This is a genomic window from Mobilitalea sibirica (assembly GCF_015999265.1).
GTDB classification, from domain to species: domain Bacteria; phylum Bacillota; class Clostridia; order Lachnospirales; family Lachnospiraceae; genus Mobilitalea; species Mobilitalea sibirica.
In genome coordinates this window covers 63,040-75,389 of record NZ_JAEAGR010000019.1, presented here as the reverse complement: position 1 = coordinate 75,389, position 12,350 = coordinate 63,040, and the positions used below count along the sequence as shown (strand labels likewise).

10 protein-coding genes are annotated in these 12,350 nt (G+C 39.3%); all 10 read left to right on the top strand.

From position 1 onward, the window contains the following. The first annotated feature begins 110 nt into the window (after positions 1 to 110). The 10 genes from I5677_RS15520 to infB all read left to right on the top strand — a co-directional run bounded on the left by I5677_RS15520 (position 111) and on the right by infB (position 12,336). Positions 111 to 1,664, top strand: coding sequence for a TolB family protein (locus tag I5677_RS15520; protein ID WP_197662560.1), 1,554 nt, complete (start codon positions 111 to 113; stop codon positions 1,662 to 1,664). A 134-nt stretch (positions 1,665 to 1,798) separates the two neighbouring features. After that, positions 1,799 to 2,971 carry a serine hydrolase domain-containing protein gene (locus I5677_RS15515; RefSeq protein WP_197662559.1) on the top strand — a complete coding sequence of 391 codons (1,173 nt, stop codon included), beginning with the start codon at positions 1,799 to 1,801 and terminating at the stop codon, positions 2,969 to 2,971. 48 nt (positions 2,972 to 3,019) lie between these two features. Further along, on the top strand, positions 3,020 to 4,771 hold the full coding sequence (locus I5677_RS15510) for a zinc ribbon domain-containing protein (RefSeq protein ID WP_197662558.1): 1,752 nt from the start codon (positions 3,020 to 3,022) through the stop codon (positions 4,769 to 4,771). A 148-nt stretch (positions 4,772 to 4,919) separates the two neighbouring features. Beyond that, positions 4,920 to 5,579, top strand: a complete 660-nt coding sequence (locus tag I5677_RS15505) for an amino acid ABC transporter permease (protein ID WP_197662557.1) — start codon at positions 4,920 to 4,922, stop codon at positions 5,577 to 5,579. Positions 5,580 to 5,872: 293 nt separating this feature from the next. Further along, positions 5,873 to 6,631, top strand: coding sequence for an amino acid ABC transporter ATP-binding protein (locus tag I5677_RS15500; protein ID WP_197662556.1), 759 nt, complete (start codon positions 5,873 to 5,875; stop codon positions 6,629 to 6,631). A 260-nt stretch (positions 6,632 to 6,891) separates the two neighbouring features. After that, positions 6,892 to 7,359, top strand: a complete 468-nt coding sequence (locus tag I5677_RS15495) for a ribosome maturation factor RimP (RefSeq protein WP_197662555.1) — start codon at positions 6,892 to 6,894, stop codon at positions 7,357 to 7,359. 95 nt (positions 7,360 to 7,454) lie between these two features. Next, positions 7,455 to 8,501 (top strand): transcription termination factor NusA, encoded by a 1,047-nt coding sequence (gene nusA / locus I5677_RS15490; protein ID WP_197662554.1) that lies wholly within the window; start codon positions 7,455 to 7,457, stop codon positions 8,499 to 8,501. A 67-nt stretch (positions 8,502 to 8,568) separates the two neighbouring features. After that, a complete protein-coding gene (gene rnpM, locus I5677_RS15485; protein ID WP_206762718.1) occupies positions 8,569 to 8,856 on the top strand; it encodes an RNase P modulator RnpM in 288 nt (95 codons plus the stop codon). Then, on the top strand, positions 8,828 to 9,145 hold the full coding sequence (locus I5677_RS15480; RefSeq protein ID WP_197662553.1) for a L7Ae/L30e/S12e/Gadd45 family ribosomal protein: 318 nt from the start codon (positions 8,828 to 8,830) through the stop codon (positions 9,143 to 9,145). The genes rnpM and I5677_RS15480 overlap by 29 nt, the downstream gene beginning before the upstream one ends. 20 nt (positions 9,146 to 9,165) lie before the next feature. Then, complete coding sequence (gene infB / locus I5677_RS15475) at positions 9,166 to 12,336, top strand: translation initiation factor IF-2 (RefSeq protein ID WP_197662552.1); 3,171 nt, start codon at positions 9,166 to 9,168, stop codon at positions 12,334 to 12,336. The last annotated feature ends 14 nt before the right edge of the window (positions 12,337 to 12,350 follow it).

Sequence of the window (12,350 nt, the reverse complement as noted above, 5' to 3'; positions counted from 1 at the left end):
TAGTGCATAATTACATTCTAAAGGAAAAACCGCATAATGGCTCACTCTCCGGAAGAGTGGCTTAATTTCACCGGAACGGTGGCTCTCACTTACCGGAACAATAGCTCAAAGTGAGCCGGAATATTCAGGAAGTCATTCGTGATGAGATGCGGGGAGAAACCGGTGGTGATTATACTAATAATTGGAATGATATTCATCGTAGTTTCAATATGTCGGACAAGCTTCGTCTGGTGGTAATGGCTGTTCTCTTGCTATTGATGGCTTTCGTTATAAAATCTGATTTAGACTATATCAATACCTATAGGAATATAAGTGCTTATACACTGATCTCAAAGAATGCAATTGAGATTTATCATGATGCATCTTACAACAAAACCTATGTATTCGATACGAAGGGGAATATGCTTCATCAGATAGACACAAGTACCCGTCGAATAGAATATACACCGGATTATACCGCAGCAATCATCACGAATAATGATAATAGACGTTTTTATTATGTGAGTGACAAGGAATATTTTTTAGTAAATGAAAACGGTACGTATCCACACATATCGGATAATGGTAGATTTCTATACTATACGAACTTCGATGATGCAGGTAAGCTTGTACTCTATCAGTATGATGTGGATGACAAAAAGGAAATTAGGATCGACAGTGAACAATCTTACATGTTTCGGGATATCTGTGTATCACCGAATGGAAAGGCAGTGGCCTATAGTAAGGTAGCTAATACACCTTCTGAAAGCTATGAGACATTTCTATCCATCGAGGGTAATACTCCCCAAAAGCTGGGTAACGATATCTCGGTCTTCGGAGTAGCTGATGGTGGTAAATATTTATATTATAAGAACGAAGCAGGAAGCCTATTTGTTAGTGTACAAGGAGAAGTAACAGGACTTGCGGGTGGTATGGATTGGGCATTTTTTAACCTCGACTATTCTGAGATTTTATACACCAATTCTAAGGGGACATACTTCAGTGTGAATGGAAAACCTTCAAAACATATCACTGACAGTAAAATATTCGGTTTGGTAACACCGAGTAATTATCTGGACAATGATAATCATAATGGGTCTATGAAATATGAGATTACTTCTTTTCAAAAGAAAGCAGTTATCTGCAGTGATGGAGGAATGCGATTTATTACTGCTGATTTTAAGGTGAATGATTTATTACCTGATGATGATTATTATCATGCGATAACATCGAATTCCGGGGAAGATGTGATATACATGTCCCGTGAGGGGGTATTTAAATTAAGTAACTTGTCCGGAGTTGTTAAGAGAGAAGAGTTTATAAGTGATCTGAAGGATTATGTTGTTGCCCCTGACTTTTCATCTGTATACTATATTGATACGAATGGGGATCTATATTATCGTAATGCAAGTGGTAAGACGAAGTTAATTACCAAAAATGTAGCCAATCTATATCTTAACAGGTTGGGAGATACGGTTTTTTTTCTGGTTCGTAACATTGATCAAAGGAGCTCCTTATACTATAGCCGTAACGGTGGAACAGGATATCCTATAGATGAAGGTGATGAAGTTCGGAGTTTTGATATGTGGAATTATGGGATTATATTCACTACAGGCGAGTATGGGGAGAGAAAGGTTTATTATAATACCAGACGTTCAGACTTTTCATTGATTCTAACAAACTAATATAATGTAATAATAATGAATGCTTGGTTTTTATTTATAACTATCTATTATTTATAAGTAGGTAAAGAATAGCAATAGGATGCGTCTGGGTATGGATATTGTGAAAAGATATAATATCTGAAAGGAGTTTCGTTATGGAACGGGGACATTTAAATCATATAAAAGCATTACTTGATAAGGAGATTGCTACAGGGGCTATTCATGGGTCTGCGATTAGAATTATTCATGAGAATGCTGTCGTTTATGAAGAGCAGCTAGGTTATGCCGTAAAAGAGAATAACGTACCAATCGCTAAGAATACCATCTATAAGCTGTTTTCCATGACGAAACCAATAACGACAACAGCTGTTATGATATTGTATGAAAGAGGAGTATTAGATCTTCTCGAACCGGTGTCAAAATATCTGGAGGGATTTCGTAATCAAAAAGTATGGACGGAGGATGGCTTACTTGATGTAGCACGAGAGGTTACTCTTCAGGATTTACTCAATATGACCTCCGGTGTGGTTTATCCGGACGAAAGCTTTGAAGCAGGTAGAAGAATGGGAGCCTTGTTTTCGGAAGTGGATGACAGATGTAGGCTGGGTAAACCTGTGAATACCGTTGATTTTTGTAACAGGATCGGCAGGATGCCACTGGAATTTCAGCCCGGTGAAAGGTGGAGATATGGTGCTTCGGCAGATATCTTGGGAGCAGTCGTTGAGGTTGCTTCGGGAATGAAGCTTAGTGAGTTCTTCCAAAAAGAGATATTTACTCCTCTAGGTATGGTGGATACCGGGTTTTTTGTTCCCAAGGAGAAGCAGGGCCAATTTGCAGCTGTTTATAATTATAACGAAGAAACAAAACAATTAGAATTATTTCAAGATAGATTCTTAGGAATTGATGACTGTTTGGAGCCTCCTGCTTTCGAATCCGGCGGAGCGGGTCTGGTTTCTACCGTGGAGGATTATTCAAGATTTGCCCTCATGCTACTAAACGAGGGGTGTTATCAAGGGAAACGGATCCTTGGTCGTAAAACCGTTGCATTTATGTCTACTCCGCAGCTTACCAAAGAGCAATCGGTCAGTTACAATTGGGATACGCAGTATGGTTACAATTATGGTAATCTAATGCGAAGTTTCACCGCCCCCATAAAAGCATCCAGTAACGGTTCGATTGGTGAATATGGTTGGGATGGCTGGACAGGTAATTACTTCTTTATTGATCCTTCCGAGAAGCTAATTATGATTTATATGATACAAAGATGTGCAGGAGGCAATCCTAGCCTCATACGCAGGCTAAGACAGATTGTATATGGAGCACTTTGATTTGATATTACAGAGTGTCAATGAAGTAAGAAGTTGAAGGAGAAGGCTATGAAATGTGATTATTGTGGTACGCAAAATAATGATAATGCACTTTTTTGCATAAGTTGTGGTAAAAACTTGCTTCCTGCGATTGAATTGTCTCATGATAATGAGCAGTCAGAGGAAGAGCTAGGATTTTCGTTTCCGGATTCTGAATATATAAAACCGGAGGTTGTCACCAATTCATATTGTAATACCAATACAACCGAAGAAACAGACGAAGATAATACACAAGCAGATATACCACATAGAAAGAATAATAAAAGACTTATAATTAGTGTGGCTTCTGCATTGATATTGACATGTTTGATTTTTTATATTGTATACCGGGTGCAGGATAACTACAACTATAATAATCCCGAGAATGTGATTGAGTTTTACCCTAATTATAATACAAAGGAAACCCATATATTTAATAGGAAGGGTGAAGTAGTTCATAACCTAACCGAGGAAGTGTATCCGAGCTATAATTTAAACAAGACCTCTGCTATTTTAACAGGTAATAGCGAATATATTGCAGAGGGTTTAAGAAGCTACAATCTGTCCTATGTGGATATGAAAAGATATGTTCCCTTTGACAAAAAAGTTATCAATTTTGCTTTATCAGACAATGGTAAGTTTTTAGCCTATACGACTTATGAAGAGGATAAGGGCTTTCAATTATGGTTGTATGATACGGCTAAGAATAAGCAGAAGCTTCTCCTTACTTCAGATGATCATACATTTATTATGATAAACATCTCACCGGACGGAACCGATATTACTTATACGATGGTTAACTATCCTTGGGACCCGACAGAAGGTAATATAGAAATGGAGGCTTTTTTGGTGAAGAATGGGAGTAAACCAAAGTCTCTTGGTTTCGATAAACTAATATTAGCGTTATCGGATGATGCTCAGTATATTTACTATAGTGATTTAACTGAAGATATGGGACTGAAATCCTTATATCTTCTAAAAGGAGACGAAGTAATACTGATAGATGAAGATTTTACAGTGAGTGGACATATTAGCCTCAATCAGGATTACTCAGAGGTTATGTTTATGAGCCAGGGTATGACATATGTCAGCAGAGATGGAAATGATAAGCAACAGATATCAGATACCGTTGTAGTTGATTTTATAATTCCTACAAAAGCGGTTCGAAAGAACAATTTAAACTTTTTAACTATTTATGGATTTGAAACATTCAAAAATAAAATATTCATAGATGATTATGATAACTTAATGTTTATCCAGGAGGATTATCAGACAGAGAAAATCGGCATTGCCTCTAAAAGTCGAAATATCTGTATTTCTAAGGACGGTAACAACTTGGTGTACTTATCACCAAATAAATCTATTATCAAGGTGAGTGATTTACAAGGAAAACGCAGTAACAGTAAACTGATTGAACTTGCGGATACATTGATTGCATCGGATAATCTATCAGATATCTATTATCTTAACAATAAGAAACTATATTATATCAAGGAAGATAAGGAGACCGAATTTCTATTAGATCATGTATGGGATATACAATGGAATACTGACAAGACAGCGGCTTTCTTAATAACTGACAATGAAGATAAGAAAGGAAGACAGCTATACTATATAAAACAAGGTAATAAGATAAAGTCGGCGTTCGTTGATCAAGACATTAAAATATTATCATTCATGAGATTAAATTATGGTCTAGGTATAAGATTGGATAAAAATGATAAGAAAATGCTCTACTATAACCCTGGTGGTGTGAAACTAAAACGAGTTCTGGTAGAGTAAAGATAATAGGATGATTCTGGAAGGATAATAGGTTAGTTCTGGAACATTAAAAAATGGATTGAATTAGTCACATTGTTATGGTAATATGGTAAAGTGCCAGCGGGCATTTTCTTTGTCCGGCATAAAGTAAGCGTTTACCGGAGGTTTTATGAAAATAGATAATGTCCCCTTGGATTTATTAATACCGAACATGCTATCAGCTACTGTCTATGTGATACAGATCTTTATCCTTACAATATTATTATCCATACCCTTAGGATTTTTAGTGGCTCTGGCAAGGCGCAGCAGATTTAAGCTAATCAGTGTGCCAACCAGGATTTATCAGCTGGTCTTTCGAGGAACACCTCTAATGCTGCAGTTGATATTCTTTATGTATGGACCTTATTACATATTTGGATTTAGCTTTGACAGATTCACGGCATGTATCATTGCATTTACGATTAACTATGCGGCTTACTTCGGAGAAATCTTCCGTGGAGGTATTGCTTCGATACCGAAGGGACAGTATGAAGCGGCTAAGGTACTGGGTTATACGAAGCTTCAGACCTTTATGCGCATTGTTTTACCCCAGGTGATTAAGAATGTAATACCGGCGACCGGGAATGAATTAATGACCTTAGTAAAGGACACCTCTTTAGCTCAGGTAATCTCTATACCGGAGCTTTTTCGTGTGGCAACCAATGCCGGTTCAAAGTATTTTTCCACAGTACCGATTGTCATAGCAGCGGTGTTTTATCTGGTTATGAATACGGTCGTGGAATTTGCTTTCAAATGGATTGAGAAGAAATTTGATTATTATAGAAATTAGTAGTATCCTATAACTAATTAAAAGTCTTAATACTACAACCTGTATAAATCAATTTAAGATTTTAGTCATGAATAAATCAGAATGTGATTATTAAAGATAATGGATTATGATGAAATGATATTAGATTATAGGTAACAATAAATGATACTAGTTAAAGAGATGATATTCGTTAATCGTTCCTTTATAGATGTTTGAAGGATTGGATATAAGAATGAATAAAATAGAATTTACAATGGACTTATATTTAGAAACTATGAATTAGATTCGTTTGACATAAGAAGGGAGAACGATGAATGCTACTGAAAGCGGAAAATTTACAGAAGCAGTTTGGTAATACAATCGTATTAAAGGATATTTCCCTGGAAGTTAATGAAGGGGAAGTGGTTGCAATCATCGGTCCTTCCGGTTCGGGAAAGTCTACTCTGCTACGGTGTCTGACCCAGCTTGAGAAGGTGGATAAGGGCAGGATCAATGTATGCGGTAAACAGATGGTAGAAACCATCCAGAATAAAGCTGTGTATGCGGACTATAAAACCCTTCATGACATCATACTGGATGTGGGATTGGTTTTTCAAAACTTTAATCTGTTTCCCCATTACAGTGTGTTAAAAAATATCGTGGATGCACAGATGAATGTTCTTGGAATAGCGAAGGATAAAGCGAAATCAAAGGCTATGGAGCTCTTAACTAAGATGAATCTGAAAGACCGGGCGGGAGCGTATCCTTGCGAGCTTTCCGGAGGGCAGCAACAGAGAATTGCGATCGCCAGGGCATTGGCGCTAAATCCACGTATTTTATTTTTTGATGAACCTACTTCAGCCTTAGATCCTGAGCTAACGGGAGAAATTCTCAAGGTAATACGGTCACTGGCAGAGGAGAAGATGACGATGGTTATCGTAACTCATGAGATGTCATTTGCAAAGGATGTGGCAGATAGGGTTATCTTTATGGACGCAGGTGTTATTGTGGAAGAGGGAACCCCTGATGCTGTTTTTTCAAATACAATAAATCAAAGGACCAAGGATTTTTTACAAAGATTTAGTCAAGAATAATTCTGTTGAAATATGTATAGATTATTTTTGTCCACTAACGTAAGATATTTATCTGAAATTAATACTTGCAATTTTTGGCTGTATTTGATATAATAACAAATGTGCAAAATGATAAGACTAATGAGAGGGAGTGGACGCAAGTCCACTCTTATTATATGTATAACGCTAGAAATCTTAGAGATTTTCTCTATAGCGTATATCAGTGAAGTAGTTACTTATGTGAAGCATAAAAGAATTTAATCAAGAAAGTAGGGAACGAGATGACGAAACATGAGGAATATGAACAAAAGACAGAAAAACTTCTTGAACCGGTTTTAAAGGAAAATCATTTTGAGCTGTATGATGTGGAATATGTTAAGGAAGGCGGTAACTGGTTTTTACGGGCTTATATTGACAAAGAAGGCGGTATTACAGTGGATGACTGTGAGCTTGTAAGCAGAACGCTGAGTGATTTACTGGATAAGAAGGATTTTATTCCAGATTCCTATATTCTTGAGGTGAGTTCACCCGGCCTTGGCAGGCAGCTAAAGCGGGATAAACATTTTGAAAAAAGCATTGGTGAAGAGATAGAAATCAAGCTCTACAAGCCGATTGATAAAAAGAAGGAATGGGTAGGAAAGCTTGTGAGTTATGATACGAATTCATTAACAATAGAGTTAGAGGATCAGAAGACGATGACATTTCTAAGGTCAGATATAGCGATAGCAAGACTGACATTTGATTTTTAGAGAGAGTAACCTAAAATTTGTAGTTTTAAGGAGGAAATCCTCCTTGCGAAACACACTACACAATTTGTTTAAGTTAAAGGAGGATAATAAAGAAAATGGATGCGAACAAGGAGCTAATTGATGCTTTAAACCAGATTGAGAAGGAAAAAGATATCAGTAAGGAAATCTTACTGGAGGCTCTTGAAAACTCACTGGTTGCAGCTTGTAAAAATAATTTTGGCAGAGCGGATAATATTAAGGTTAATATTGATCGTAATACAGGTGAGGTTGGAGTCTATGCTTTAAAGGAAGTTGTTGAGACGGTTACTGACCCGGTTATGCAGATTAGCCTCGCACAAGCTAAAATGAAGGATCCGAAGAAGGACATCGGTGATATTGTAAGCCTGGAAGTAACACCGAAGAACTTCGGACGTATTGCTGCCCAAAAAGCGAAACAGGTAGTTGTTCAGAAGATCCGTGAGGAAGAGAGAAAGGTATTATTCCATCAGTACAGTGGTAAGGAAAAAGATATCGTTACCGGTATTGTGCAACGATATGTAGGAAATAATGTAAGTATTAATTTGGGTAAGGCAGATGCAATTCTAACCGAGAATGAACAGGTCAGAGGAGAGATTTTCCGTCCTACAGACCGTATTAAGCTTTATGTTCTTGAAGTTAAGGATACCACTAAGGGACCTAGAATTACAGTATCCAGAACTCATCCAGAGCTGGTGAAACGATTATTTGAGGCAGAAGTAACGGAGATTCAGGACGGAACAGTGGAGATTAAGAGTATAGCCAGAGAAGCAGGTTCCAGAACAAAGATGGCAGTATGGAGCAACAATCCTGATGTGGATCCTGTGGGTGCCTGTGTAGGTATGAATGGTGCCAGGGTGAATGCAATTGTTAGAGAACTTAGGGATGAAAAGATTGATATCATCAACTGGAGTGATGAACCTGAAAGATTAATTGAGAATGCGCTTAGTCCTGCTAAGGTTGTCTCTGTAACAGTGGATGATTATGAGAAGAGTGCAAGGGTGATTGTACCGGATTATCAGCTATCGCTTGCCATCGGTAAAGAAGGACAGAATGCAAGACTTGCAGCGAAATTGACCGGATATAAGATTGATATAAAAAGTGAATCACAAAGTTATGGATATTAAGGTTTACTTAATTGTATTTTTCCAAACGTTATAAAAGCCGCTGCAGGGCGGCGGAATGGAGATAGAGATGTCTAAGAAATTACCATTAAGAATGTGTACCGGATGTGGTGAAATGAAGAGCAAGAAGGAAATGATTCGTGTTCTAAAAACACCTGAGGACGAAATTGTCATTGATTCAACCGGAAAGAAGAATGGCAGGGGGGCCTATATCTGTTGTTCGGTTTCCTGTCTGCAAAAAGCAATCAAGACAAAAGGTCTTGAGCGCTCACTAAAGGTCAGCATTCCGAAGGAATTAGTCGAGACGTTAGAGAAGGAGATGGTATTACTTGAATCCGGAAAACAAGAAAATATTTAACTTGATAGGATTGGCTACAAAAGCACGGAATCTGGTAAGTGGCGAATTCTCTACGGAAAAAGCAGTGAAGGGACATAATGCAGCCTTAGTAATTGTAGCAGAGGACGCATCGGATAATACAAAGAAAATGTTTACCAATATGTGTACTTACTATAAAGTGCCGATTTACTTTTTTGGTGAAAAGACCGAGCTAGGTCATGCAATGGGCAAAGAGTTTCGAGCCTCTTTGGCAGTGCTTGACAAGGGCATGGCGGATGCAATAGAAAAGCAACTGAAAATGATGCAGTGAGATTAACGGAGGTAGTAAGTATGGCAAAAGTCAAGATATTTGAATTGAAAAATATAATAAATGAACAAACAAAAAAATCAATAGAGAGCAAGGATATTCAGGATTTTCTGGAAAAGTCTATGGGTGTGAAGAAGACTCATAGTAGTGGTCTGGAGGATACGGAAGTTCAAGCTGTTAAAAAACATTTTATAGGGCAAGCATCAGGGCAAAGCAGTTCCAAAGGAGCCGGAGCTTCACAACCTATAAAAAACAATTCCAGACCGGAAGGAACTGCTTCCAGAGCAGGTAATTCTTCAGAACATACAGTTCAAGGGCAGTCCAAACCGGCAGCGGGAATGAATTCACAGGCGCATAATTCAAGTCAAAGACCTGTGAATGCACCCGGAACAGCCCGTCCCAGTACGCAAACATCCCAAGGTGGCCAAAGACCGACAGGTCAGGGTGGAACCCGTCCGGGCTATCAAGGACAGCAAAGACCGGGAGATGGCCAAAGACCGACAGGACAGGGTGGGCCTCGTCCGGGCTATCAAGGACAGCAAAGACCGGGAGATGGCCAAAGACCGTCAGGACAGGGTGGATATCGTCAAGGCTACCAGGGACAGCAAAGACCGGGAGATGGAAGCCAAAGACCTGCAGACGGAAACCAAAGACCGTCAGGACAGGGTGGATATCGTCAAGGCTACCAAGGACAGCAAAGACCGGGAGATGGAAGCCAAAGACCTGCAGACGGAAACCAAAGACCGTCAGGACAGGGTGGATATCGTCAAGGCTATCAGGGCCAGCAAAAATCTGGAGAAAGTGGACAAAGACCGTCAGGACAGGGTGGATATCGTCAAGGCTATCAGGGACAACAAAGATCTGGAGAAGGAGGCCAAAGACCGTCAGGACAGGGTGGATATCGTCAAGGCTACCAAGGTCAGCAAAGACAGGGAGAGGGCGGTCAGAGACCGGCTCAAGGCGGTAACCGTCAGGGCTATCAAGGTCAAGGAGGACAGAGACCTCCTTATCAGTCCGATGGAAGATCACAAGGTAATCGTCCGGCAGGTCAGGGTAACAGACCCGGTGGTGGTTACCAAGGTCAGAGCAATTACTCCAGACCCTCAGGTCAGGGTAACAGACCCGGAGGCGGATATAACCAAAGAGGCTTTGATGAATTCAAAAAGGATGAGGATGATAAGCCGAATTTCAGACAAGGAGCGAAAAAGACCGGTAAAAGCAGCGATCGTAAGACTTTCGATCAACAGATACTGGATCAAAAAGTAGCTGAGAAAAACGACTATAGTAACAAAAGAAACAGAGACAGAATGAGTAAGGATAAGAATTATAAAGATAAAGGAATTATAAGACATGATGATTCTGAGATAGATGATATCAAGAAAATTGCACCTAAGAAGGGGCAGTTTATTCAACCGAAACCAGTTGCGGTTGTAGAGGAAGAGATAAAAACAATTTCAATTCCGGAAATACTTACAATCAAAGAATTGGCTGATAAGATGAAAATGCCTTCAGCAGTTTTAGTTAAAAAATTATTCTTAGCAGGTAAAATGGTATCCATTAACCAGGAGATTACCTTTGAAGAGGCAGAAGAAATTGCTTTAGAGTATGATATCATTGCAGAGAAAGAAGTATTGGTAAATGAAGTCGAAGAACTCTTAAAGGAAGAAGAGGAAGATCCGGCTACTATGAAGAAACGTCCTCCGGTTGTCTGTGTTATGGGTCACGTTGACCATGGTAAGACTTCACTTTTGGACGCGATTAGGGAAACCAATGTTACTTCAAGAGAAGCAGGCGGTATTACACAGCATATTGGTGCCTACGTGGTAGAGGTAAACAAGGAAAAAATCGCTTTTCTGGATACCCCGGGTCATGAGGCCTTTACGTCCATGCGTATGAGAGGTGCTCAGTCTACAGATATCGCAATCTTAGTTGTTGCAGCAGATGATGGTGTTATGCCTCAGACTGTTGAAGCAATCAGTCATGCTAAGGCTGCCGGTGTTCAGATTATTGTAGCTATTAATAAGATTGATAAACCCAGTGCGAATATAGAAAGAGTGAAGCAGGAGTTAACTGAATATGAACTGATCGCCGAAGATTGGGGTGGTGATACAATATTCGTACCGGTATCTGCCCATACGAAGGAAGGTATCGATCAGCTCTTAGAGATGATACTGTTAACTGCGGAAATGGCAGAGCTGAAGGCAAATCCGAACAGAAATGCAAGAGGTTTGGTTATTGAAGCCGAACTGGATAAGGGAAGAGGTCCGGTAGCAACAATCCTTGTTCAGAAGGGAACACTTCATGTCGGAGATAATGTGGCAGTTGGATCTTCCTATGGTAAGGTTCGTGCTATGGTAGATGACAAGGGTAGAAGAGTGAAAGAAGCTACCCCTTCTACACCTGTAGAAATTCTTGGTTTGAACGAAGTTCCCGACGTTGGTGAGATCTTCATGGCAACGGATAATGAAAAAGAAGCAAGAACGATTGCAGAAGCATTTATTACCCAGGGCAAGGAAAAGTTGATTGCAGATACCAAAGCAAGACTGTCCTTAGATGGTTTGTTCTCACAGATTCAAGCAGGTAATATCAAGGAACTTAATTTAATTATTAAAGCTGATGTACAAGGTTCTGTGGAAGCGATGAAACAGAGTCTGGTTAAGCTTAGCAATGATGAGGTTGCAGTCAGAGTTCTTCACGGCGGTGTAGGAGCCATCAACGAATCTGACGTTATCCTTGCAAGTACTTCTAATGCAATTATCATCGGGTTTAATGTAAGACCGGATAATGCAGCGAAGGAAACTGCTGACCGTGAAAAAATAGATATAAAATTATACCGTGTCATCTATAATGCAATTGATGATATAGAAGCTGCTATGAAGGGATTACTAGATCCGGTATTTGAAGAAAAGGTAATTGGTCATGCAGAAGTCCGTCAGACCTTTAAGGCTTCCGGCATTGGAACAATTGCAGGTTCTTATGTGACTGACGGTAAGATTCAGAGAGGAAGCAAAGCCAGAATTTACAGGGATGATAAGCTTGTATATGAAGGTATCTTAGCATCATTAAAGAGATTCCAGGATGATGTGAAGGAAGTTGCAACCGGATATGAATGCGGCTTGGTATTTGAAAAATATAATGATGTTAAAGAAGGCGATAAGGTTGAGCTATATATTATGGTAGAGGTACCTAGATAAGCAAAACCAAATAG

Coding starts and splice junctions, on each gene's coding strand:
- infB (WP_197662552.1), top strand. CDS start 9,166: ATGGCAAAAGTCAAGATATTTGAATTGAAAAATATAATAAATGAACAA.
- I5677_RS15510 (WP_197662558.1), top strand. CDS start 3,020: ATGAAATGTGATTATTGTGGTACGCAAAATAATGATAATGCACTTTTT.
- I5677_RS15515 (WP_197662559.1), top strand. CDS start 1,799: ATGGAACGGGGACATTTAAATCATATAAAAGCATTACTTGATAAGGAG.
- I5677_RS15500 (WP_197662556.1), top strand. CDS start 5,873: ATGCTACTGAAAGCGGAAAATTTACAGAAGCAGTTTGGTAATACAATC.
- I5677_RS15495 (WP_197662555.1), top strand. CDS start 6,892: ATGACGAAACATGAGGAATATGAACAAAAGACAGAAAAACTTCTTGAA.
- rnpM (WP_206762718.1), top strand. CDS start 8,569: ATGTCTAAGAAATTACCATTAAGAATGTGTACCGGATGTGGTGAAATG.
- nusA (WP_197662554.1), top strand. CDS start 7,455: ATGGATGCGAACAAGGAGCTAATTGATGCTTTAAACCAGATTGAGAAG.
- I5677_RS15505 (WP_197662557.1), top strand. CDS start 4,920: ATGAAAATAGATAATGTCCCCTTGGATTTATTAATACCGAACATGCTA.